The 22,476-nt window shown below is 72.0% G+C and carries 22 protein-coding genes; 14 read left to right on the plus strand and 8 right to left on the minus strand.

What is annotated here, in order from left to right; translation table 11 throughout:
- Window positions 1-136: 136 nt before the first annotated feature.
- A complete protein-coding gene (locus FHS13_RS20080) occupies window positions 137-823 on the minus strand; it encodes a Crp/Fnr family transcriptional regulator (RefSeq protein WP_425491202.1) in 687 nt (228 codons plus the stop codon).
- Window positions 824-1,111: 288 nt separating this feature from the next.
- On the opposite strand from FHS13_RS20080, the gene nth reads away from it, so the two are divergent.
- The 3 genes from nth (at window position 1,112) to FHS13_RS20095 (ending at window position 3,837) form a co-directional block, all read left to right on the plus strand.
- A complete protein-coding gene (gene nth, locus FHS13_RS20085) occupies window positions 1,112-1,855 on the plus strand; it encodes an endonuclease III (RefSeq protein ID WP_184293506.1) in 744 nt (247 codons plus the stop codon).
- A gap of 82 nt (window positions 1,856-1,937) precedes the next feature.
- Window positions 1,938-2,591, plus strand: a complete 654-nt coding sequence (locus tag FHS13_RS20090; protein WP_184293507.1) for an NUDIX hydrolase — start codon at window positions 1,938-1,940, stop codon at window positions 2,589-2,591.
- 67 nt (window positions 2,592-2,658) lie between these two features.
- Window positions 2,659-3,837, plus strand: a complete 1,179-nt coding sequence (locus FHS13_RS20095; RefSeq protein WP_184293508.1) for a MarP family serine protease — start codon at window positions 2,659-2,661, stop codon at window positions 3,835-3,837.
- Between the two features lie 135 nt (window positions 3,838-3,972).
- Here FHS13_RS20095 and FHS13_RS20100 read toward each other — a convergent pair whose 3' ends face one another.
- Window positions 3,973-4,527: an ATP-binding protein gene (locus FHS13_RS20100; protein WP_184293509.1), complete on the minus strand. Its 555-nt coding sequence runs from the start codon at window positions 4,525-4,527 to the stop codon at window positions 3,973-3,975.
- Window positions 4,528-4,540: 13 nt separating this feature from the next.
- On the minus strand, window positions 4,541-4,888 hold the full coding sequence (locus tag FHS13_RS20105) for an STAS domain-containing protein (RefSeq protein WP_073381848.1): 348 nt from the start codon (window positions 4,886-4,888) through the stop codon (window positions 4,541-4,543).
- A gap of 239 nt (window positions 4,889-5,127) precedes the next feature.
- Between FHS13_RS20105 and FHS13_RS20110 the strand changes: the two genes are divergently transcribed.
- The 5 genes from FHS13_RS20110 (at window position 5,128) to FHS13_RS20130 (ending at window position 8,946) form a co-directional block, all read left to right on the plus strand.
- On the plus strand, window positions 5,128-7,410 hold the full coding sequence (locus FHS13_RS20110) for a DEAD/DEAH box helicase (RefSeq protein ID WP_184293510.1): 2,283 nt from the start codon (window positions 5,128-5,130) through the stop codon (window positions 7,408-7,410).
- 138 nt (window positions 7,411-7,548) lie between these two features.
- Window positions 7,549-7,749, plus strand: a complete 201-nt coding sequence (locus FHS13_RS20115; protein WP_184293511.1) for a DUF4244 domain-containing protein — start codon at window positions 7,549-7,551, stop codon at window positions 7,747-7,749.
- Window positions 7,727-8,089, plus strand: coding sequence for a TadE family type IV pilus minor pilin (locus FHS13_RS20120; protein ID WP_184293512.1), 363 nt, complete (start codon window positions 7,727-7,729; stop codon window positions 8,087-8,089). Before FHS13_RS20115 ends, FHS13_RS20120 begins: the two co-directional genes overlap by 23 nt.
- Entirely contained in the window at window positions 8,086-8,430 is a 345-nt protein-coding gene (locus FHS13_RS20125; RefSeq protein ID WP_184293513.1) for an Rv3654c family TadE-like protein, read from the plus strand. The genes FHS13_RS20120 and FHS13_RS20125 overlap by 4 nt, the downstream gene beginning before the upstream one ends.
- A 78-nt stretch (window positions 8,431-8,508) precedes the next feature.
- Complete coding sequence (locus FHS13_RS20130) at window positions 8,509-8,946, plus strand: hypothetical protein (RefSeq protein ID WP_184293514.1); 438 nt, start codon at window positions 8,509-8,511, stop codon at window positions 8,944-8,946.
- A 118-nt stretch (window positions 8,947-9,064) separates the two neighbouring features.
- Here FHS13_RS20130 and FHS13_RS20135 read toward each other — a convergent pair whose 3' ends face one another.
- From FHS13_RS20135 to FHS13_RS20155, 5 genes are all read right to left on the minus strand, one after another.
- Window positions 9,065-9,745, minus strand: coding sequence for a type II secretion system F family protein (locus FHS13_RS20135; RefSeq protein ID WP_184293515.1), 681 nt, complete (start codon window positions 9,743-9,745; stop codon window positions 9,065-9,067).
- 5 nt (window positions 9,746-9,750) lie between these two features.
- Window positions 9,751-10,389 carry a type II secretion system F family protein gene (locus tag FHS13_RS20140; RefSeq protein WP_420222505.1) on the minus strand — a complete coding sequence of 213 codons (639 nt, stop codon included), beginning with the start codon at window positions 10,387-10,389 and terminating at the stop codon, window positions 9,751-9,753.
- A complete protein-coding gene (locus tag FHS13_RS20145; RefSeq protein ID WP_184293517.1) occupies window positions 10,383-11,543 on the minus strand; it encodes a TadA family conjugal transfer-associated ATPase in 1,161 nt (386 codons plus the stop codon). Before FHS13_RS20145 ends, FHS13_RS20140 begins: the two co-directional genes overlap by 7 nt.
- A complete protein-coding gene (gene ssd / locus FHS13_RS20150) occupies window positions 11,540-12,589 on the minus strand; it encodes a septum site-determining protein Ssd (protein WP_343065102.1) in 1,050 nt (349 codons plus the stop codon). Before ssd ends, FHS13_RS20145 begins: the two co-directional genes overlap by 4 nt.
- Window positions 12,590-13,478: 889 nt before the next feature.
- Window positions 13,479-14,303: a Fic family protein gene (locus FHS13_RS20155; RefSeq protein WP_184293519.1), complete on the minus strand. Its 825-nt coding sequence runs from the start codon at window positions 14,301-14,303 to the stop codon at window positions 13,479-13,481.
- Window positions 14,304-14,497: 194 nt separating this feature from the next.
- Between FHS13_RS20155 and acs the strand changes: the two genes are divergently transcribed.
- The 6 genes from acs to FHS13_RS20185 all read left to right on the plus strand — a co-directional run bounded on the left by acs (window position 14,498) and on the right by FHS13_RS20185 (window position 22,140).
- Window positions 14,498-16,468, plus strand: coding sequence for an acetate--CoA ligase (gene acs, locus FHS13_RS20160; protein ID WP_184293520.1), 1,971 nt, complete (start codon window positions 14,498-14,500; stop codon window positions 16,466-16,468).
- A 209-nt stretch (window positions 16,469-16,677) separates the two neighbouring features.
- Window positions 16,678-17,178: a phage holin family protein gene (locus tag FHS13_RS20165; protein WP_184293521.1), complete on the plus strand. Its 501-nt coding sequence runs from the start codon at window positions 16,678-16,680 to the stop codon at window positions 17,176-17,178.
- Between the two features lie 8 nt (window positions 17,179-17,186).
- Window positions 17,187-18,116 (plus strand): alpha/beta fold hydrolase, encoded by a 930-nt coding sequence (locus tag FHS13_RS20170; protein WP_184293522.1) that lies wholly within the window; start codon window positions 17,187-17,189, stop codon window positions 18,114-18,116.
- 15 nt (window positions 18,117-18,131) lie between these two features.
- Entirely contained in the window at window positions 18,132-18,641 is a 510-nt protein-coding gene (locus tag FHS13_RS20175) for a DUF309 domain-containing protein (RefSeq protein WP_184293523.1), read from the plus strand.
- 418 nt (window positions 18,642-19,059) lie between these two features.
- Window positions 19,060-21,483 carry a sodium-translocating pyrophosphatase gene (locus FHS13_RS20180; RefSeq protein ID WP_184293524.1) on the plus strand — a complete coding sequence of 808 codons (2,424 nt, stop codon included), beginning with the start codon at window positions 19,060-19,062 and terminating at the stop codon, window positions 21,481-21,483.
- A 183-nt stretch (window positions 21,484-21,666) separates the two neighbouring features.
- Window positions 21,667-22,140 (plus strand): SixA phosphatase family protein, encoded by a 474-nt coding sequence (locus tag FHS13_RS20185; protein ID WP_184293525.1) that lies wholly within the window; start codon window positions 21,667-21,669, stop codon window positions 22,138-22,140.
- Window positions 22,141-22,476 lie beyond the last annotated feature (336 nt).

The raw sequence follows: 22,476 nt of genomic DNA on the forward strand, positions 1-22,476 counted from the left end.
GGGTGTCAGCCGTAGGGCGACGGGCAGGTGTGCTGTCGGCCGTGGCCGTCCTTTGAGGGCGGTGGTGGGCGACGGGCAGGTGTGCTGTCGGCCGTGGCCGTCCTTTGAGGGCGGTGGTGGGCGACGGGCGGGAGGGTCAGCGAGCGCGCCGGCGCATCCGCTCCACGTCCAGCAGGACGACGGCCTTGGCCTCGATCCGCAGCCATCCGCGCAGCGCGAACTCGGCGAGGGCCTTGTTGACCGTCTCGCGGGAGGCGCCGACGAGCTGGGCCAGCTCCTCCTGGGTGAGGTCGTGGTGGACGTGCAGGCCGTCGTCGCCCTCCTTGCCGAACTTGTCGGCAAGTTCGAGGAGGGCCTTGGCGACACGGCCGGGGACGTCGGTGAAGACGAGGTCGGCCATGACGTCGTTGGTGCGGCGCAGGCGGGTGGCCAGGGCCTTGAGCAGCTGGAGCGAGACCTGGGGCCGGCTCGACAGGATCGGGCGCAGGTCGTCGTGGCCCAGGCCGGCGAGTACCGAGTCGGTGACGGCGACGGCACTCGCGGTGCGCGGGTGCGGGTCGAAGAGGGAGAGCTCGCCGAACATCTCGCTCGGGCCGAGGACACCGAGAAGGTTCTCGCGGCCGTCCACGGCGGTGCGGGTCAGCTTGACCTTGCCGCTGAGGATCACGTACAGGCGGTCGCCCTCGTCGCCCTCGTTGAACAGGGTCTGGCCGCGTCCGAGGCGTACCTCGTTCACCGAGGAGCGCAGTGCCGCGGTGTCCTCCTCGTCCAGGGCCGCGAACAGAGGGGCCTTGCGCAGTACCTCGTTGATGTCGTCCACCACACGTCCTCCTAAGAACTGACCGCCAACAGTGTGACGTATATCGCACCTGGGTGTGAGGCCAGGTCGCTGTCTCGGCTCGTCCGCCGGAAGACAACGTGCCCACACCAGCCGGCGCCAGTCCATGAGATCTTAGTCGTCATCCGCTCGTAGCAGGGCTGTCCTCGCCGTGCCACCGGACATTGGTTACATAATCTCGCTCGCTGCCCGCCGGATGGGGGAAGCCCTGGTGGCAGCCGGACTTCCGGTGAACACGGCCCCTCCCCTCCAAGGTGCGCCTACCCTGTGACGATGCCCCGTGACACAGCCGCCGCGCCCGCGGAGATGGGCACACCCACCGGCGAGAGCCGGCTCGCCCTGGTCCGCCGAGCGCGCAAGATGTACCGGGAGCTCACCGAGCTCTACCCGGACGCGCACTGCGAACTGAACTTCACGACACCGCTGGAACTGCTGGTCGCGACGATCCTGTCCGCCCAGTGCACCGACAAGCGGGTCAACCAGGTGACTCCAAGGCTCTTCGCCCGCTACCCCGACGCGGAGGCCTATGCCTCGGCCGACCGCGAGGAGCTGGAGGGGATCGTCCGTCCGCTCGGCTTCTTCCGGGCCAAGGCCAACAGCCTCATCGGCCTCGGACAGGCGCTGTGCGAGCAGCACAACGGTGAGGTTCCTGGGAACCTCGCTGACTTGGTCAAACTACCCGGAGTGGGACGAAAGACGGCAAACGTACTGCTCGGTAACGCCTTTGATGTGCCGGGAATCACGGTTGACACCCATTTCGGCCGCCTCGTCCGGCGCTTCGGCTGGACGGACGAGCAGGACCCGGTCAAGGTCGAGTTCGCCGTGGGCGACCTCTTTCCGCCGAAGGACTGGACAATGCTCTCCCATCGGATCGTCTGGCACGGCCGCCGGGTGTGCCATGCCCGCCGGCCCGCCTGCGGCGCCTGCGGCCTGGCCCGCTGGTGCCCGTCCTTCGGTGAGGGCCCCACCGACCCCGAGGCCGCGGCCAAGCTCCTGCGGATGCGCTCCTTCTCCTGAGGCCGCAGGAGTACGGGGTGCCGCTTTGTACTCTGGTCAGAACCATTCCGCCACGGCGTGACGACCACTGGAACAGGTCCCTATGAACCCGCCTCCGTCCTGGCTGGCCGCGCTCGCGGACGCCGCCGAGGACATGCCTGTGCCCCCGCCGATGCGGCCGCCCCGCACGGGTGGCCGCGAGTCGGCGGTCCTCATTCTCTTCGGCGAGGCCGACACCGGCCCCGACTTGCTCTTCATCCAGCGCAACGAGGGGCTGCGCCGGCACTCCGGGCAGCCCGCCTTCCCCGGTGGCCGCATCGAGCCCTCCGACGCCTCCCCCGAGGCTGCGGCGCTGCGCGAGGCCGCGGAGGAGACGGGACTGGTGCCTGCGGGTGTCGACGTCGTCGGCCGCCTGCCCGAGCTGTACCTGAGCTTCAGCGACTTCCGGGTGGCGCCCGTCCTCGGCTGGTGGCGCGAGCCCAGCGAGGTCCGCCCCACAGACCTGGACGAGGTCGCAGCGGTCTCCCGGGTGCCCGTCGCCGACCTCGCCGAGCCCGCCAACCGGGTCATGGTGCGCTACGGCGACCGCGGCGGCTGGGGTCCGGGGTTCCGCGTCGGCGGAATGCTCGTGTGGGGCTTCACCGGCGCGATCGTCGACCGCCTGCTCGTCCTGGGGGGTTGGGAACTTCCCTGGCGCCGCGAGGGTCTCACAGATGTGTTCGAGGCCACTCCGCACGGGCTTCGGCCGGTCGGATGAGCGGACCCGCCACCCCGGCCGGAGGCGGGCCCCTGCCTGCCGGTGGCGCTCACTCTTGGAGGGCAATGTGCTCGACGTGATCCTGGTCGTCCTGCTGCTGCTGTTCGCGGTGGCGGGGTACCGGCAGGGTTTCATCGTCGGTGTCTTCAGCTTCGCCGGGTTCATCGGGGGCGGTGTGGTCGCCGCGCTGCACGCGCCCGCCCACATCCAGGAATGGGTGGACGATCCGGGGCGTCAGGCACTGATGGCCATCACGGTGGTGTTCCTCTCCGCGGCGCTCGGGCTGTTCCTGTGCTCCTACGTGGGCACCATGGTGCGCAACAGGGTGACGTGGGACTCGGCCCGGGTGGTGGACGCCATCGGCGGAGCCCTGGTCAGCGGGACGGCGGTGCTGCTCGTCACCTGGTTCATCGGCAGCACGGTCGCCAATTCGGCGCTGCCCCTGGTCGCCGAGCAGGTGCGCGGTTCGCGCATCCTGCACTCGGTGGACACGCTGATGCCCGAGTCCGCGCACAGCGGGCTCTCCGACTTCCGCAGGGCGGTGGACCAGAGCGCGTTCCCGCAGGTGTTCAGCGGCCTGGGGACGGGGGAGCTGGCCGAGGTGCCGCCGCCCGACCCGGACGTGCTCACCACGCCGGAGCTGATCGAGGCCAGCCACAGCGTGGTCAAGGTGCTCGGCACGGCCCCCTCCTGCCAGCGGCGTGTGGAGGGCACCGGTTTCGCCTATGCCGACGACCGCATCATGACCAACGCCCACGTGGTCGCCGGGGTCACCGACGACCTGAGGGTGGTCACCCGGGACGGCTACCAGCTGGATGCCACCCTGGTCCTGTTCGACGCCCAGCAGGACCTGGCGGTGCTGCACGTGCCCGACCTGGAGCTGGAACCGCTGGAGTTCTCCCACGACGCCCCGCAGGGCAGCGACGCGGTGGTGGCCGGCTTCCCGCGCAACAGCGGGTTCACGGCCGTTCCGGCGCGGGTGCGGGCCCGCCAGACGGCCCAGGGGCCGGACTTCTACCACTCGCAGCAGGTGAGCCGGGAGATCTACCAGGTGCGCGCGGTGGTGCGTCCGGGCAACTCCGGCGGCCCGCTGCTGGCCCCCGACGGGAACGTGTACGGGGTGGTGTTCGCGGCCGCCACCAACGAGCCGGAGACCGGCTACGTGCTCACCGCGGACGAGGTCGCCGAGAACGCCGAACGCGGTCTGGCCACCACCGCCGAGGTCTCCTCCCAGACCTGCGACTGACCAGGTCCCGGGCGGCCTCCGAATGTGGAGAGGGCGCCCTCCCCTTGGCGGGGAGGGCGCCCTCGTCGCGTTGCGGGACGTCTCCGGACGCCCCCGGCCCTCTCGGGACCGGGACGCGTGCCGCGGACATCCGTCCTAGTTGGCGCTCGGGTCGTGGGACGGCTGGGACATCAGGGGCCAGCTCATCCGCACGATCGTGCCTCTGTCGCTGGGGTCGATCTTCACCTCGTCGGCCAGACCGGTGATGACCGCCAGGCCGAGCCCGGGGGAGAACCCCGAGATACCGCCCGGAGGCGTGTCCTCGCCGTCCAGGAAGAGCCCTTCGAGCAGCGGTTCGGCAGGGCCGACGGACTCCACCGTGTCCTGGGCCGGAGCGCGGTCGGAGACGATGACCTCGAAGCGCTGCGCTCCGGTTCCGTCGGTGTGCGGAACGAGTCCCGCGGCATCGGGGAGGGAGACCGGGACCGTGTCCGGACTGCTGCCGTCGATCAGCTGGAGCAGGATCGGCTGTGCGGGGCAGTGGACCTTGTGGGCCGCCACCGCCCGGGAACACGCCTCACCGACCGCCAGCCTGATCTCGTCGATCGCAGAGGCGGCGATACCGGCCCGCCGGGCCACGGTCGCGGCCATGAGCCGGGCCGTGCGCACGTGGGCCGGGAGCGCGCTGATCGTGAGCGTGATGGTTGCCATCGCTCGCTCTGTACTACTTCGCGGAACGCTTGTCGATGGCTTCCTGCACAGTGTTGTGGATACCGAAGACCTTGGTCAGACCGGTGATCCGGAAGATCTTGAGGATGCGCTCCTGGGTACACACGAGGTCGAGGGTGCCGTCGTGGGCACGGACGCGCTTGAGGCCGCCCACCAGCACGCCGAGACCCGTCGAGTCCAGGAACTCCACCTTCTCCATGTTGACCACGAGGTGGAAGTTGCCCTTGTTGACCAGGTCGATCAGCAGCTCGCGGAGCCTGGGCGCCGTATAGACGTCGATCTCACCTTCAACGACGACGATCTCGGTGTCGCCCTCGGTGTAATGATCAAGCTTCAAGTCCACTAGTCCTCCAGCGCCGAACCGCGAAAATTCACGAATGATCTCTGCCGGGCGTTACCCCACCAGCACGCATTCAACCACGGGTGTGGCGTGTGTCTTCCTGCCCAGCGCAGAAAAACACGGCTCCGCGGCTCTGTTCCCCCAGATGTCACACTGAAACCATCGGTGTCCATCAATCAGTGCGCCGTCCTTCGTCGGAGGGGCCGTCGGTCGGGAACGTGTCCAGTGAGGAGGGGTCTCGGATGAGGCGATCGGAGCCCGTGCTCCCCGGTGTGTGGCGTGACGATACCCGGTACCCGCAGGTGACCCATGTCGAGCGTGTGGACCGCAGTGACGGGGAGACCGGGCAGTGGCCCGTCTGGACCCCGCCCCACCTGGTCGAGCGGCTCTCCTCCCAGGGGGTGGGGAAGCCGTGGTCGCACCAGGTGACCGCCGCGGACCTCGCACGATCGGGCCGCGATGTGATCATAGCCACGGGCACCGCCTCGGGAAAGTCGCTTGCCTTCCTCCTACCCGCCGTGGACGCGGTTGACGCAGGCGGGACGGTTCTCTACCTGTCACCGACCAAGGCGCTGTGCCGGGACCAGCTGAGGGCGGTTACGGACCTGGGGGTGCCCGGGCTGCGGGCGGCCGCCTACGACGGGGACACCCCTCCCCAGGAGAGGGCGTGGGTGCGTGAGCACGGCAACTACGTGCTGACCAATCCGGACATGCTGCACCACGGCATCCTGCCCAGGCACGGGGCGTGGGCCGGCTTCCTCCGCAGGCTGCGGTACGTGGTGATCGACGAGGCACACCATTACCGGGGGGTTTTCGGCTCGCACGTGGCGCAGATCCTGAGGCGGTTGCGGCGGATCTGCGCCCGGTACCGCTCCGAGCCGGTGTTCTTCCTGGCCTCCGCCACCTCGGGCAGCCCGGAGGAGAGCGCGGAGCGGTTGACGGGGGTTCCGGTCACCGCCGTGACCGAGGACGGATCGCCCCGGCCCGGGATGTCCGTGGCACTGGTGGAGCCGGAGTTGACCGACCTCACCGGGGAGCACGGGGCGCCTGTGCGCCGCACCGCGTCCTCGCAGGCCGCGGAGATGCTCGCCGACCTGGTCGGGGAGGGGGTGCGGACCCTGGTGTTCGTGCGCTCACGCCAAGGGGCGGAGGTCGTCGCCCTCGGCGCGCAGCGGATTCTGGAGGAGCGCGGCAGAGCGGAGCTCGCCGCGAGGGTGGCCGCCTACCGCGGCGGCTACCTCGCCTCCGACCGGCGTGGGCTGGAGGAGGCGCTGAGGACCGGGGAGCTGCTGGGCCTGGCCAGCACCAACGCCCTCGAACTGGGGGTGGACGTCAGCGGCCTGGACGCGGTCGTCATCGCGGGGTGGCCGGGGACGCGGGCCTCGCTGTGGCAGCAGGCGGGGCGCGCGGGCCGGCGGGGCGACGACGCCCTGGCGGTGTTCGTCGCCCGGGACGACCCCCTCGACACCTACTTGGTGCACCACCCCGAAGCCATTTTCGGGCAGTCCGTGGAGAGGACGGTCATCGATCCGGAAAACCCCCACATCCTGGGGCCGCACCTGTGCGCGGCGGCCCAGGAGCTGCCGGTCACGGAGGAGGACTTCGCGCTCTTCGGAGACACGACGGAGGAGCGGCTCGCCGAACTCGTGGCCCGGAAGTTGCTGAGGAGGCGCCCGAGGGGGTGGTTCTGGACCAGCAGCGAAAGGGCAAGTGACCTCGCCGATATCCGCGGTTCGGGAGGGGCCCCGGTCCAGATCGTCGACGTCGGCAGCGGCCAGCTCCTCGGGGAGATCGACGAGGCAGCCGCGCACGGGACCGTCCATCCGGGAGCGGTGTACCTGCACCGGGGGGAGAGCTACCTGGTCGAGGACCTGGACCTGGAGGAGGGGGTCGCCCTCGTCCGCGCGGCCGAGCCCCCGTACAGCACGTGGGCGCGCGACACCACCGACATCGCCGTCCGCTCGGTGCTGCGGACGGAGGAATGGGAGAGCGGGGCCACCGTGCACTTCGGTGAGGTGGAGGTGGTGCGGCAGGTCGTCGGGTTCCTCAAGCGGGACGTGCGCACCGGCACGGTCCTGGGCGAGCAGCAGCTGGACCTGCCCCGGCGCACGCTCCGCACGCGCGCGGTGTGGTGGACGCTGTCGCCCGCCGGCGAGGAGCGGCTGCGCAAGGGGGACGTGGGACTGCTGGGCGCCGCCCACGCCGCGGAGCACGCCGCGATCGGCATGCTCCCCCTGCTGGCCACCTGCGACCGCTGGGACATCGGGGGAGTCTCCACCTCGCTGCACATGGACACGGGCCGGCCGACGGTGTTCGTGTACGACGGGTACGAGGGCGGCGCGGGGTTCGCCGAGCGGGGGTTCTCTGCCGCGCGGGAATGGCTCGGCGCCACGCGGGCGGCCATCGGCGACTGCGAGTGCGAGCAGGGATGCCCCTCGTGCATCCAGTCGCCGAAGTGCGGTACGGGGAACGAGCCGCTGAGCAAGGCGGGGGCGCTGCGGCTCCTGGACGAGGTGCTCGGCTGAGGCGCCGGACCGTCCACAGCCTGTGGACGGTCCGGGGGGCGGCGGAGTTGTCCACAGGTTCCGGAAAGGGCTTTTGCCGGTGCCGCCCGCACCCCACCCTGGAATCAGGGCCGTTCGGCCCCTGACCAGGGAGGTTCCATGTTCCCCTGCCCGTTCCGACGTCTCCCGGGCCTCCTCGTCCCGCCGGGCCCCGACCGGGGCAGCACCACCGCCGAGTACGCGCTGTGCATCATCGCCGCCATCGCGTTCGCCGGAGTGCTCTACGCCGTCCTCAAGAGCTCCGCGGTCAACGACGCCCTGACCGCCATCGTGGTCGATGCGCTCTCGTCCGGCCGGTGACCGGGGCGCCGCCACGGCGGAGGCCGCCATGGTGCTGCCCTCCCTCGTGCTCGTCCTCGCGGTGGCCGTCGGAGCCGTCACCGCCGCCGATGCCCGGCTCGCCTGCTCCGACGCCGCCCGCGTGGGCGCCCGCGCCCTCGCCCGGGGCGAGCACGGGGAACACGCCCGCGCGCTGGCCCTCGACACCGCCCCTCCGGGGGCCGTCGTCCGGCTCTCCCGGAAAGGGGGAGCAGCACACGTCACCGTGACCGCCCGTGTCGCGGGCCTGGAGGTCGGCGGCAGCGCGGCCGTCCTCCTGGAGCCGGGGGTGTCCCCTCCACCACCGGAGGACGTGCCGTGACCGGCGACTCCGGATCCGCCACCGTCTGGGGGGTGGCCGCGAGCTCCTTGCTCTGGCTCGCCGCTCTCACCGCCGTCCTCGCGGCGACGGCCCGGTTCGACCGGGACCGCGCCGCCACCGCGGCCGATCTCGCCGCCCTCGCGGCCGCCGCGAACGCCGTCCACGGGACGGAGGCCGCCTGCGACCGGGCCCGCCGCACCGCCGAGGCCAACCGGGCGTCCCTCGACAGCTGCGAGATCGACGGCCACACCGCGGAGGTGGCGGTCTCGGTCGCCTCCGTGCTGGACCTCACCGTCGATGTGCGCTCCCGGGCCGGGATCGTCACGGAGCAGACGCCGTGACCGCCCTGGTCAGAGACGTGGAGGAGGTTCTGAGCGCGTCACGGGCGCCCGGGCGCCGACAGCCGTAACCTCCGGTGTATGGGACATCGACACCCGAGCAAGCTCAACAACACCGAGGTGAGCCACGCCCGAGCACGGTGGCTGCTGCGGGCCGAGCTGGCAGGGTGCCCGGAGTGCCGGACCGAGGGAGACCGGGAGGCCCTGGAGGACCTCGCGGCCAGGGGTGTGTTCGACTCGCTGATGACCGGCTTCGTCCTCGCCCGGCTGCAGCACTGGCGCTCCCCGGTGCGGAGACCCGAGTATCCGGCCACGGCCTACCGCCTCGCACCGGTCGGTGAGCGCGACTTCTGGCGCGGCCCGACCCAGCACTGCATGCGCGTGTGCCTGGTCGAGGGCCCGTGCGGAACCAGCGTGGACACCGCCTCCGCCCTCAGAGAGCTCCGCCTGATGCCCATGCGCGACCGGGCCCTGGTCCTGGACGACATCATGGACGGCCTGAGCGAGGACGAGAGCTGACCTGCTCCGGCCCCGCCTGCTCCCGGGGCCCCGCCTGCTCCCGGGGCGCCGCCGGGAACCGGCGGTACCGCCGGGGGATCGGCCCCGCCGATACGGCGAGAGCATCCAGAAAACAGGCCTAGTCACCGAGAACCCGCGTGAGGAGCTGGGCGACCATCGGGACGACGCCGATCAGCACGAACGAGGGCAGGAAGCACACCCCCAGCGGTGCCACCACCAGGACCCCCAGGCGTTCGATGCGGGCCGTGGCCCTCGCCCGCAGGGCGCGGCGCAGATCGGCCGCGTGGCGGTCCAGCAGGTCGGCGACCGGGGCACCGGTGTCGGCCGCGCGGGCCAGGTCGCGGCCGATCGCGGTGAGGGGTTCGGGGAGGGCGGTGTCGCTCCAGGCGGTCGCCGGGTCGGCACCCAGCCGCAGCCTCTGGGCGATCAGGTCCAGCTCCCTGCCCAGGTCCCCCCGGGCGGCGCGCGATATCGAGGAGAGGCAGGAGGGAACGGTCGCGCCGGCGCGGATACCCGCCGAGAGGAGACCGACGACCACGGGCAGCTCACCGGTGACCGGCAGCCGCGCCGGGACGGCCCGGCGGGTGCGCAGCCACAGGGCGGTGCAGCCGGCGGCGGTGGCCAGCAGGCCCACCACCCCGAACGCCGCCGTGGCGGCGACGGCGGCCGCGGCCGCCACCAGCACTCCGAGGAACCGCCTCACCGGTACGGTGCGGCGCCGCCGTACCGGCAGCCGCCGTGTCCGGCCGTCGTGCAGGAGCAGCCAGACGGCCGCGGCTCCCAGAAGGGACGGAAACACCGTTCTCACACCTCCGCCGTCGCGCTGTTCACCATGCGGAGGGTCCACCACACCCCTGCCGCGTCCAGGGCGGCCCCCGCCGTGAGGCAGGCGAGCCCGAGCGGGGTGGTGAACAGGAACTCCAGCGGGGATCCACCGATACCGGCCGAGAGGAGGATGCCGATCGCGGGGAGCACGCACAGGAGGGCTGCGGTGGTGCGGGGGCCGTTGGTGCGGGCGACCGCCTCGGCCCTCCGCTCCTGGTGCTCGGTGAGCTCCGCGGCGAGTGAGTCGACCACGTCGGCCAGTCCCGCGCCGGTGTCGGCGGTGACCTCCCAGCACACCGCCAGGTAGGCCAGTGCCCACAGCTCGGGATCGTCGGAGGCGGCGCGGCGCAGATCGTCCGCCCCTGCGACACCGGGCAGCCCCGCCTCGGCGGCGGAGAGCCGCAGGGCCTCGTCAGGGGGCTGTCCGGCACGGAGTTCGGCGGCCAGCACCCGGCACAGCGCGACGGGTGAGACACGCTCCCTCCTCCGCGTGCGCCCCGGGCGCCGGCGCGGGTCCCGGTACCTCGGAGGGAGGGCCCGGGACAACCGGACCGGCCGCGACCCGGGGACGAGGCACAGCAGGGCCAGGAGGGCCGAGCACAGGGCCGCGGTCAGCACGTGCGCCACCCTCCGCCCAGGCGGGACACGAGCTGCTCCGCCCCGGCGTGCTCCCGGTAGGGGAAGAAGGACACCGCGGGCACGGCGTGCACCAGACCGGAGGGGGCGCGCTGCAGGACGCGGACCTCGGCCAGGCGGCGTCCGGCGGCGCCGCGTACGAGGTGGACGACGACCGCCCCCGTGGCGGCCAGCTGGCTGTGGACGGCGCCACGGTCGAGCCCCGCCGCGCATCCGAGCGCCTCGACACGCGCCGGGACGTCCCCCGCGCCGTTGGCGTGCAGGGAGCCGGCCCCGCCCTCGTGGCCCGTGTTCAGGGCGGCGAGGAGGGAGACGATCTCCGGTCCGCGGGCCTCTCCCACCACGAGGCGGTCGGGGCGCATGCGCAGGGCCTGCCGGACCAGGACCTCCAGGGAGATCTCACCGCTGCCCTCGATGTTGGCGGGGCGGCTCTGGAGGCGCACCACGTGGGGATGGTCGGGGCGCAGCTCCGGGGAGTCCTCGGCGAGGACGATCCGCTCGCCCGGGTCGACCAGCGACAGCAGGGCCGACAGCAGTGTCGTCTTCCCGGTGCCGGTGCCCCCGCTCACCAGGAAGGAGGCACGTGACTCCACGAGTGCCCGCAGCAGCGCGGCCCCGCGCGGGACCAGCGTGCCGCGCCGGACCAGCTCCGCCAGGGTGAACGTTCGCCGGGGCGGCAGCCGCAGGGACACGCAGGCACCCGCCGGCGACACGGGGGGAAGCACGGCATGAAGACGAGCTCCTCCGGGCAGGCAGGCGTCCACGTAGGGCACGGCCGCGTCCAGCCGGCGGCCGGCCTGGGCGGCCAGGCGCTGGGCCAGGCGGCGCACCGCGTCCGCGGACTCGAACCTGACCCGGGTCCGGCGCAGCCCGCCGCCGTCGTCCACCCACACCTCGTCGGGGCCGTTGACGAGAATGTCCGTCACGTTCTCGGTCATGAGTTCTTCGAGCGGTCCCGCGCCGGCCAGGTCCGCGGCGAGCCTGCGCGTCATGGACAGCAGTTCGGAGTCGCCCAGGAGGCCGCCCTCCGCCCTCAGAGCGGCCGCCACGCTGGACGGGCTCACCGGCGCACCGGTGGCGGCCAGCCGGTTGCGTACGGCCTCGGTGAGCGACCGCTCCGCCGCGGGGGCGCTCACCGGGCCGCCTCCGCGAGGAGGGAGGAGACCAGGTGGTCGGAGAAGCGGGCCAGCGGGGAACGCGGATGGTCGGCCGGAACGCGGCCGGCGGCGAGGAGGCGTTCGAGCCCGGGTTCCGCGGGGAGGTCGGCCGCCAGGGGCACCCCCAGACTGCGGGCCACCACGTCGGCGGTCAGCTCCCCCGAGGCTCCGCGCACCACGGCGCGCACCTGCGGTGCCTCCTTCCGCAGCCGGGGGACGAGGGCGTGCGCGGCCACCACCGCGGGGACCTCCGCCGGAACGACCAGCAGCGCCAGGTCGGACCTGTTGAGGAGCGCCGTGCCCGCCGCACCGAGCCAGCGCGGCAGGTCGGCCACCACGAGGTCGGTCCCGTACCGGGCGGAGGCGAGGGCGGCCCGGGCCGCGTCGGCGGGCAGGGGGCTCCTGGGCCGGCCGGGATCGCGCGCCCACGTGAGCACCGACACCCCGGCCGTGCCCGGCAGCCCCTCGCCGAGGTCGCGCCAGTGCACCCGGCCCCGGCGCTCCACGAGGTCGTGCCAGCCGGTCTGCTGCTTCGGTTCGACGGACTGCCCCAGGTACAGGTCGGGGCCGCAGCCGAAGGGGTCGGCGTCGATCAGGGCGGCGCTGCGCCCGGAGCGCCCCGCGGCCAGCGCGAGAGCGACGCAGAGGATGCTGGCGCCCGCACCGCCCCGGCCGCCGACGACGGACACGGAGGGAGCTGCGGGCCGGGCGGTTCCGGCCCGGGCGAGCATGCCGGCGAGGGCGGACTCGTCGCGGGGCAGCAGCATCGGTGCGGCGCCTCCCGCCGCGGGCGGGGACCCAGGTCGGCCGACGACCACGAACCGCGGATGCGGCGGCGGGTCGGAACCGCGCAGGAACCCCTGCAGGTCCGTCCCGAGGACGACCAGCGGGGCACGCGGCCACAGTCGCAGCGCCCGGTCGACCGTCCGGGCGGTCTCGACGGGTGTGGATGCCGCGGCGGCCAGCCGGAGCAGGTCCTCCAGGAGCGCGGGATCGCCGGTGGCGAGCAGGGGAGGGGCGTTCACGGAAAGGCCTCCGAAGGGTTCGGCTACCCTTCCGACCTTCGCCGACGCCGCGGCCGGGGAGAAGCCCTTCTCCCGGCCTGTGGAAAACCTGGGCCGTTCTGTGGGGAGGGCTGTCCTGTGGGGAGGCCGGTCGTCCGGCGGCGGGGCACCTGGCGGGCGGGATGCGCACACGGGGGCAGGCACGCATTCCCGCCCGACAGGTGCCGTGGACGGGCTGGTGCGTCTACGGCCCACGGCAGGGGGATGCGTGGGTCGGCCGCGATTCGGCCCTGGGGGGAGGACCGGCCCGCCCTCCGGGAAGGTCGACGGGAGGGGGTCCCGGACCATCGGAAAGCGTGTCGTGCGTACGCCCCGGGCGGCTTCTCGCCGCACGGGTCCGAGGACACGCCACCGCCATGGGAAAGCGGTGCGAAGAAGTTCCTCGGGAGCGCTGAGGTGACATTACCACGTGACGCTGAGTATCGGTTCTGGAATCAGTGGCAAAAGGTTGGTTAAACAGCCTTTTCAGCAGCCAGGGGCGGGCGTAGAAAGAAAGCAGCAGGTGGCTGAGAACCACCCCGACATGTGAACCGGGAACCCACGCGCCACGCGGCCCCATAGGGCCTGTCCAGGCCGGAGCGTTCGAGAAGCGCCTGGTCGGACCAGAGAACATGGACGCTTGCTAACCCGGGCGAACGTGTCGAAGACGGCGCTTCGGGAGCAATCCCGGAGCGCCGTTCGGCTTGTGCGTTCCGCTGCGCGCGGCAAAACGGAAACAGCGTCGGACGAAAAGCGTGACCGAAACGATATCCTTTTATCGTCCGTTCGTCGCCGAATGGAGAGCCCTCCTCCTCTCGCCCTCCGGCGAGAAGTGGTGCGGGTCACGCGGAAAAGGGCCGCACCACCGGACTCAGCCGCGCTTGAGCGCCTCGCACGTGGCCAGGGAGTCCTGCGCGCCCGCGCGGACGGCCTCGCAGCAGTGGACCACCCACTCCGCCACACCCTCGGGCGTCCCGCTCATGTAGCCCCGCAGAGCGGAGGCGTAGCCGTCCTCCAGCGTGCGGTGCCCCAGCTCGGACGGCACCAGGGACTTGGGGTCGAGTCCGCGCTCGATCAGCGTCAGCCGCTCGGCCGCGCGCGCCACCAGACCGTCGCCCCACCCGAACGGGCGGACGGCCATCAGCTCCCCGTGCACCAGGGCGGACGTCACCAGGGCCGGCACCGACGTCCGGGCCGCCAGCAGCGCGTACAGGCCCTCCAGCCGGGCGTGCGCCACCTGGGGGGCGGGCGCCGGGCCCAGCCCCAGCGGGTCCTCGACCCGCTCCCCCTCCCGTCGCGGACGGCCCAGCGCGTCCTCGCCCACCGCGTCCGCGGCCGCGAGCGTGTGCAGGCGGGCCAGGACCTGGCGCGGTGCCTTCGGCCAGGTCTCCACCAGGCTCCCCAGCTCGCCTGACACCCGCAGCGCGCCCTTGATCCGGGTGTCGTAGACGTGCCCCTCGCGGATCTCGTCCATCGCGACCTCGGCGCCCTCCAGGGCCGCCGACGCGCACGCACCGCGCAGGGAGGACTCCATGGACACGTCGCTGCTGCGGCGGCGCAGGATCCGGTGTCCCAGAAGGCGGTCCACGAGGGTCCGCGTCTCCTGGACGGCCTCGGCCACGCCGGGCAGTGCTGCGATCCGGGCCAGCGGGTCGGTCTGGGCGGCAGAAGTCGATTCGCTCACGGCACCCAACATACGCGCCGGTAACACCGCCTCCCGACACCGATCCCACACCTGGGGGACGGACCGTTCACCGCTGCCGGACGACCGCTCACCGGCCGTTCGTCGCGCGCCGGCCGTTTCCCGCCGCCGGACCCGCCTCCGCTGTTCCGGAGACGTGGGCCACATGATTAGTTTGGTACGGACCAGCCGACGTAAGGAGCATCACAGTGGCCGACAGCACCTCCCAGAGCCAGGAGACACTGTCCAACCTCCTCCACGAGACACGGAGCTTCCCCCCGCCGGCCGACCTGGCCGAGAACGCCAACGTCAAGGCGGAGGCCTACGACAGGGCCGCCGAGGACCGCCTCGGCTTCTGGGAGGAGCAGGCGCGCCGACTCACGTGGGAGCGGCCCTGGGACACCGTCCTGGAATGGGAGCCGCCCTTCGCCAAGTGGTTCTCCGGCGGCAAGATCAACGCCTCCGTCAACTGCCTCGACCGCCATGTCGAGGCGGGGCTCGGCGAGCGGGTCGCCTACTACTGGGAGGGCGAGCCCGGCGACACCCGCACCATCACCTACGCCGAACTCAAGGACATGGTCTGCCAGGCGGCCAACGCCATGACCGAACTCGGCGTACGCAAGGGCGACCGCGTCGCCATCTACATGCCGATGATCCCCGAGACCGTCGTGGCGATGCTGGCCTGCTCCCGCATCGGCGCCGTCCACATGGTGGTCTTCGGAGGCTTCTCCGTCGACGCCCTCGGCCAGCGCCTCGACGACAGCCAGGCCAAGCTGGTCGTCACCGCCGACGGCGGCTACCGGCGCGGCAAGCCCAGCGCCCTCAAGCCCGCCGTCGACTCCGCGGTGGCCGAGCGCCCCTTCGTCGAGAACGTCCTCGTGGTCCGCCGCACCGGCCAGGACGTCGAGTGGAACGACCGCGACGTGTGGTGGCACGACGCCGTCGGCTCCCAGAGCACCGAGCACACCCCCGAGGCGCACGACGCCGAGGACCCGCTGTACATCATGTACACCAGCGGTACCACGGCCAAGCCCAAGGGCATCCTGCACACCACCGGCGGCTACCTCACCCAGGTCGCCTACACCCACTGGGCGGTCTTCGACCTCAAGCCCGAGACCGACGTCTACTGGTGCGCCGCCGACATCGGCTGGGTCACCGGCCACTCCTACATCGTCTACGGCCCGCTCGCCAACGCCGCCACGTCCGTCATGTACGAGGGCACCCCGGACACGCCGCACCGCGGCCGCTTCTGGGAGATCATCCAGAAGTACAAGGTCACCATCGCCTACATGGCGCCCACGGCGATCCGCACCTTCATGAAGTGGGGGGACGACGTCCCCGCGCAGTTCGACCTCTCCAGCCTGCGCATCCTCGGCTCGGTCGGTGAGCCGATCAACCCCGAGGCCTACGTCTGGTACCGCAAGAACATCGGCGGCGACCGCACCCCCGTGGTGGACACCTGGTGGCAGACCGAGACCGGCGCCATCATGGTCAGCCCCCTGCCGGGCGTCACCGCGGGCAAGCCGGGCGCGGCCATGCGCGCCGTCCCGGGCGTCACCGCCGACGTCGTGGACGAGGAGGGCAAGCCCGTGCCCGACGGCGGGGGCGGCTTCATCGTGATCCGCGACCCCTGGCCGGCCATGCTCCGCGGCATCTGGGGGGACGAGCAGCGCTACAAGGACACCTACTGGTCGCGCTTCGAGGGCCTGTACTTCCCCGGCGACGGGGCCAAGAAGGACGCCGACGGCGACATGTGGCTGCTCGGCCGCGTGGACGACGTCATGCTCGTCTCGGGCCACAACATCTCCACCACCGAGGTGGAGTCGGCCCTGGTCTCCCACCCGCGGGTCGCCGAGGCCGCCGTGGTCGGCGCGACCGACAAGGTGACGGGCCAGGCCATCGTCGGCTTCATCATCCTGCGAGGCGGCGAGGAGGAGGTCCCCGACGACCTCCTCCAGGAGCTGCGCAACCACGTCGGCACGTCGCTGGGCCCGATCGCCAAGCCCGCCCGGCTCCTGGCCGTGCCCGAGCTGCCGAAGACCCGGTCCGGCAAGATCATGCGCCGCCTGCTGCGCGACATCGCCGAGAACCGGGCCGTCGGCGACACCTCCACGCTCACCGACTCCTCGATCATGGAGGTCATCGCCAAGCAGCTGCCCTCGGTCAAGCCCGGCGACTGATCCGCGCCGCGTCCGCCGCACCGGCGGGGCCTCCCGGAACCGGCCGGCTCCGCGAGACCCCGCCGCGTGCCCGCGGCCGGGTCCGCTCACGCGTGTGACGAAACCGAGCCTTCCCGTTGTGCGTGCCGTAAGGGACATACGAGCATGGGCATGTGCGAGGATGCGGAGGATCATCCGCGTGTTCGGACCGAGAGAAGGGAAACCCCGCAATGGTGGACAAGCCGGGTGCCGGTGAACCTGGCGTTTCCAGCGCCGACCGAACCCTCGGTGAGCTGGTGTCGGACGCCACCGGAAACCTCTCCCGTCTGGTACGCCTGGAGATCGAGCTCGCGAAGGCGGAGGCCAAGGCCGAGGCGACCAAGGCCGGCAAGGGCATCGCGGGCTTCGCGGTCTTCGCCGTCCTGGCCCACATCTTCGTCATCCTCCTCTCGGTGACCGCCGCGTTCGCCCTGTACGAGCTGACCCCGCTGCCCGGCTGGGCGAGCTTCGGCATCGTCACCCTGGCCTACCTGCTCATCGCCCTCGCCTTCGCGCTGTTCGGCGTGCTGAGCTTCCGCAAGATGCGGGGCCTGGAGCGCACGAGCCTGACCATGACCCGCCTGCGCGCCATCCTGCGCAGGGAGATCCGCCCGCCCCGCCCCGGTGACACCTCCGTCGCCACCGCCGCCACGGCGCAGAGCGCGGCCACCGCCGTCACCCACCGGCGGTAGACACCGAGGTGTTGGACGACTCGGCCGCCTACGTCGACGGACCCTGGACCCACAGGACCGTCAACGCGGCAGGCGCCCGCTTCCACGTCGCCGAGCTGGGAGAGGGCCCGCTCGTCCTGCTCCTGCACGGCTTCCCCCAGTTCTGGTGGGCCTGGCGCGACCAGCTGACCGCCCTCGCCGAGGCGGGCCACCGCGCGGTCGCCGCCGACCTGCGCGGCTACGGCGCCAGCGACAAGACCCCGCGCGGCTACGACCCCCTCACCCTCGCCCTGGACGCCGCCGGGCTGATCCGGGCGCTGGGGGAGCGGGAGGCCGTCGTCGTCGGCCACGGCGTGGGCGGCCTCATCGGCTGGACCGCGGCCGTCCACCACCCCGAGGCGGTCCGCGCACTGGCGGTGGTCTCCGCCCCGCACCCGCGCGGTGCCCTCCGCGCCTTCCTCTCCGGAGGCGCCGGCCTGGCGCACATGCTCCGGGCCCAGCTGCCGATCCTGCCCGAGCACCGCTTCCTCGCCGACGGCTGCGTCCGGATCGGGGAGCTGCTGCGCGACTGGTCCGGCCCCGGTTGGCCCGGTACGGAGGTCGAGGAGCAGTACCGGAAGGCGTTCGCGATCCCCAAGGTCTCCCACTGCTCCCTCGAGTACCACCGCTGGATCCTGCGCTCCCGGCTCCGCCCCGACGGACTGCGCTACAGCGCCCGGATGCGCGCCCCCGTGCACGTCCCCGTCCTGCAACTGCACGGGTCCCTCGATCCGGTGTGCCCGCCCCCGGCGGCACGCGCCCCGCAGGGCGTGACGACGGGGGCCTACCGTTGGAGGCAGATCCCCGGCGCCGGGCACTTCCCCCACGAGGAGAGGCCGGAAGCGGTCTCCGAGGAGCTCCTGGCATGGCTCGCGCAGCTCGGAGCGGCGGACGCCGGAGAGGACCGGACACACTCCTGAGAGGCGGGGACGGACATGGTGACGGGTGAGCACAGGGAGAGGGACCGCGACTCCTCGGGCAGGGCGCAGAACCAGCGCCCCCGCGACCGCTACGGCCGCCCGCTGCCCCACGGGAGCGCGGGAGAGGTCGAGCGCGTGCCCGACGATGCCGTGTTCACCGCGGAGGAGGGGCTGGAGACGGCCCAGCGGCTGCTCGACGAGGGGTATGCCTTCACCGCCCACGAGGTTCTCGAAGCCGTGTGGAAATCCTCCCCCGAACCCGAGCGCGAGCTGTGGCGCGGCCTGGCGCAGGCCGCCGTGGGCGTGACGCACGCCCAGCGCGGCAACACCCTCGGTGCCGCCCGCCTGCTGCGGCGGGGGGCCGACCGGGTGGAGCCGTTCGGCCCCCGGGCCCCGCACGGGATCGACACCGCCGCCGTGGCGGCGTTCGCCCGCTCGCTGGCCGACGACCTGGACGCGGGCCGGGCCCGTCCGGGCGAGGGGATCGACCCCTCCGGCATGCGTCTGCGCCGACCGGATCTGTGACGGACGGGGCAGGTTCCGGATATCTTCCCGGGTGAGCGCTTTGTCAGCAATGGCATGCTATTTCATTATACAAGGCTATTGTCGCTGATAAAGAAATTTATCCGCTCCCTGAGATCACTGGGAGATCACATCTTCAAAGCCGCCCCAGAAAACCGTCAATGGGCCCTCTTCTTTCTTCTCGGGCGTGCGTAGAATTCCCGGATCACCGCCCGCGGTCCGGTGCCTCGGACGGTGTGCGACACAACCGAAGGAGGCACTGCTCCTACCCCGGAAAGCGTGCCGTCGAACCAGGTCAGGTCCTTTTCGGGCGGCGGTACGTCCACGACCGCGCGGAAGCCTTTCGTCTATCCGGCGAATGATTTCGCGTGTTCTGCACGGCCGGGGAACAAATGGACGTGCCCGTCTCAAGGAGGACGGATTGTCTGGGCTCAACCTTGCCGCTTCGAGCGGCACAGCCCTGGTTCTGGAAGGCATCGATCTCACACTCGTGGTCGTCGTCATGGCGGTGGCGCTCCTCGCCCTCGCCGTCGCGGGGATGCTGGTACGTGAGGTCCTTGCCGCAGGGCAGGGCACGGAGCGGATGCGCAACATCGCCCTCGCGGTCCAAGAGGGGGCGAGCGCCTACCTCAGGCGGCAGTTCCGCACCCTCGCGGTGTTCGCCGTCGCCATCCCGCTCCTGCTGCTCCTGCTCCCTGCGGATTCCTGGGCCGTTGCCGTCGGCCGCTCGGTCTTCTTCGCCCTCGGCGCCCTGCTGTCGGCGGCGACCGGCTTCATCGGCATGTGGCTGGCCGTACGCGGCAACGTCCGGGTCGCGGCGGCGGCCCGCGGCGGCACCGAGGCCGACAGCCGCACCGCGATGCGCATCGCCTTCCGCACCGGCGGCGTGGCCGGAATGATCACCGTCGGCCTCGGCCTCTTCGGAGCCGGCCTCGTCGTCCTCGTCTACCGGGGCGACGCCCCCGTCGTCCTGGAGGGCTTCGGCTTCGGCGCCGCGCTCCTGGCGATGTTCATGCGCGTGGGCGGCGGCATCTTCACCAAGGCCGCGGACGTCGGCGCCGACCTCGTCGGCAAGGTCGAGCAGGGCATCCCCGAGGACGACCCCCGCAACGCCGCCACCATCGCCGACAACGTGGGTGACAACGTGGGCGACTGCGCGGGTATGGCCGCCGACCTGTTCGAGTCCTACGCGGTGGTGCTCGTCGCCTCCCTCATCCTGGGCCGCGTCGCCTTCGGCACCGAGGGCCTGGTCTTCCCGCTGCTCGTCCCGATGATCGGCGTGGTCACCGCCATCATCGGCATCTTCATCGTCGCCCCGCGCAGCCGGGACAAGTCGGCGATGTCGGCGATCAACCGGGGCTTCTTCATCTCCGCGCTGATCTCCGCGGCCCTGGTCGCGGCCACCGCCTACTGGTACCTGCCCGGCAGCTTCACCGAGCTGTCCGGGGTCAGCCCGCAGATCCTCGCCGAACTGGAGGAGGCCGGAAGCAACCCGGACCCGCGGGTCGTCGCCGTCGCCGCCGTCCTCATCGGCCTCGCGCTGGCCGCCGCCATCCAACTGCTCACCGGCTACTTCACCGAGACCGACAAGCGGCCGGTGCGCGACATCGGCGAGAGCTCCGAGACAGGGGCGGCGACCGTCATCCTCTCCGGGATCTCCGTCGGCCTGGAGTCGGCCGTCTACTCCGCCCTGCTCATCGCGGGCGCCGTCTACGCGGCCTTCCTCCTCGGCGGCGGGTCCATCACCCTGAGCCTGTTCGCCGTCGCCCTCGCGGGCACCGGTCTGCTCACCACCGTCGGCATCATCGTCGCGATGGACACCTTCGGGCCCGTCTCCGACAACGCCCAGGGCATCGCCGAGATGTCGGGCGACGTCAAGGGCGAGGGCGCCGAGATCCTCACCGGCCTCGATGCCGTCGGCAACACCACCAAGGCCATCACCAAGGGCATCGCGATCGCCACCGCGGTCCTGGCCGCGACCGCCCTGTTCGGCGCGTTCCGCACCTCGGTGCAGGAGCGGCTCGGCGACGACCAGGTCTTCTCGCTCTCCCTCGACCACCCCGACGTGCTGGTCGGCGTCATCATCGGTGCCAGTGTCGTGTTCCTCTTCTCCGGACTGGCCGTCATGGCGGTCGGCCGGGCCGCCGGCCGCGTCGTCCTGGAGGTGCGCGAGCAGTTCCGCACCCGCCCCGGGATCATGGACGGCACGGAGAAGCCGGAGTACGCGCGCGTCGTCGACATCTGCACCAAGGACTCCCTGCGGGAGCTCGTCACCCCCGGCCTCCTGGCGGTCATGGCCCCCATCGCGGTCGGCTTCGCCCTCGGGTACGCCCCGCTCGGCGCGTTCCTCGGCGGCGCCATCGCCGCCGGCGTGCTCATGGCCGTCTTCCTCGCGAACTCCGGCGGGGCCTGGGACAACGCCAAGAAGCTCGTGGAGGACGGCCACCACGGCGGCAAGGGTTCGGAGGCCCACGAGGCGACCGTCATCGGCGACACCGTCGGCGACCCGTTCAAGGACACCGCCGGCCCGGCGATCAACCCCCTGCTCAAGGTGATGAACCTCGTCGCCCTGATCGTCGCGCCCAGCGTGGTGGTCTACGCCGACAACGTCGCCCTGCGCATCGGTGTGACCGTCGTCGCGGTCGGGGTGCTGGTCGGCGCGATCCTGTGGTCCAAGCGCCGCAGCGCGGACAGCGGAACGGAACTGGCCGGCCTCGCCGGCGGCGAACCGGTGACGGGCGGCAGCGCACCGGCCGGGGAGGGACCGCAGGCCCGGGGCGACTCCGGCGCCACGGCCCCCGACGCCGCTCCGGAGGACGGCAAGGAGGAGGCCCGCACCAAGTAGCGGCAGCGGGCGGGCACGGACGCGGCCGCCGGGCGGGCACCCGGCGGCCGCGCCTACCCTGGGGGGAGAACGCGTCTACAGGGGGTGCTTGCCGGTGTCCGGCATGAAGGGTCTGTTCGTCATCGTGGGGGTCATGATGGGCTTCATCCTCCTCCTCGCCTTCGTCTCGATGTCGGTGTCGTGATGGCACGCACCCTCCTCCTGCTCCGGCACGCCAAGGCCGAGAACGGCTACGGCCTCGCCGACTTCGACCGCGCCCTGACGGACCGCGGCAAGGTCCAGGCCGAGGCGGTCGGCCGCCTGCTCGCCGAACAGGGATACAGCCCGGACCACGTCATCTGCTCCTCGGCCAGGCGCACCCGCCAGACCCTCGAAGGGGTCCTCGGTGCACTCGGCACCTCCCCGGAGATCGACTACTCGGAGGCGGCGTACTCGGCCGGTGTGGACACGCTCCTGGAACTGATCACCTACGTGGACGCCGACGTGGAGACGCTCCTCGTGGTGGGCCACAACCCGACCATCGCCCAGCTGGCGGCGGCGTTCGTGGGCGGCGAGGCCCTGATGTCGTACTCGCCGGCCACGGTCGCCGCGGTGGATCTGGAGGTGGAGTGGCTCTACACGGCCCCCGGCACGGGGACCGGACGGCTGCTCAACTGAGGGCCGCGCGAATGTGACGCGCGACATGCTCTTCCGCGTTTGCCTCCGGGGAAGAGCGGGGGTAATGTTCTCCGAGTCGCCTCCGAAAGGCCCTCGGCCCCGGGGCGGCGCAGACCGAGCGAGACGAACGCGTGTCAGCGGGCGTGCCGGTCCATCTCTTCCCCGGTTTGGCCGGTCCGAGCAGTGGCTCGGACAGGATAAACTCGGAGAGTCGCTTCCAAAGGAAACAGAGGAAGCACCCCTTCACTTGTGAAGCACACCGGAAAAACACCGATTTGGTGGCGGACCGGAACGCTGATAAAGTGAAGACACAACAAAGCGGAAACGCAGACGCCT

Origin of the sequence: Nocardiopsis algeriensis, assembly GCF_014203695.1 — a bacterium.
Classification (GTDB): Bacteria; Actinomycetota; Actinomycetes; order Streptosporangiales; family Streptosporangiaceae; genus Nocardiopsis; species Nocardiopsis algeriensis.

Coding starts and splice junctions, on each gene's coding strand:
- nth (WP_184293506.1), top strand. CDS start 1,112: ATGCCCCGTGACACAGCCGCCGCGCCCGCGGAGATGGGCACACCCACC.
- FHS13_RS20090 (WP_184293507.1), top strand. CDS start 1,938: ATGAACCCGCCTCCGTCCTGGCTGGCCGCGCTCGCGGACGCCGCCGAG.
- FHS13_RS20100 (WP_184293509.1), bottom strand. CDS start 4,527: ATGGCAACCATCACGCTCACGATCAGCGCGCTCCCGGCCCACGTGCGC.
- FHS13_RS20110 (WP_184293510.1), top strand. CDS start 5,128: ATGAGGCGATCGGAGCCCGTGCTCCCCGGTGTGTGGCGTGACGATACC.
- FHS13_RS20115 (WP_184293511.1), top strand. CDS start 7,549: ATGTTCCCCTGCCCGTTCCGACGTCTCCCGGGCCTCCTCGTCCCGCCG.
- FHS13_RS20120 (WP_184293512.1), top strand. CDS start 7,727: ATGCGCTCTCGTCCGGCCGGTGACCGGGGCGCCGCCACGGCGGAGGCC.
- FHS13_RS20130 (WP_184293514.1), top strand. CDS start 8,509: ATGGGACATCGACACCCGAGCAAGCTCAACAACACCGAGGTGAGCCAC.
- FHS13_RS20155 (WP_184293519.1), bottom strand. CDS start 14,303: ATGTTGGGTGCCGTGAGCGAATCGACTTCTGCCGCCCAGACCGACCCG.
- FHS13_RS20165 (WP_184293521.1), top strand. CDS start 16,678: ATGGTGGACAAGCCGGGTGCCGGTGAACCTGGCGTTTCCAGCGCCGAC.
- FHS13_RS20175 (WP_184293523.1), top strand. CDS start 18,132: ATGGTGACGGGTGAGCACAGGGAGAGGGACCGCGACTCCTCGGGCAGG.
- FHS13_RS20185 (WP_184293525.1), top strand. CDS start 21,667: ATGGCACGCACCCTCCTCCTGCTCCGGCACGCCAAGGCCGAGAACGGC.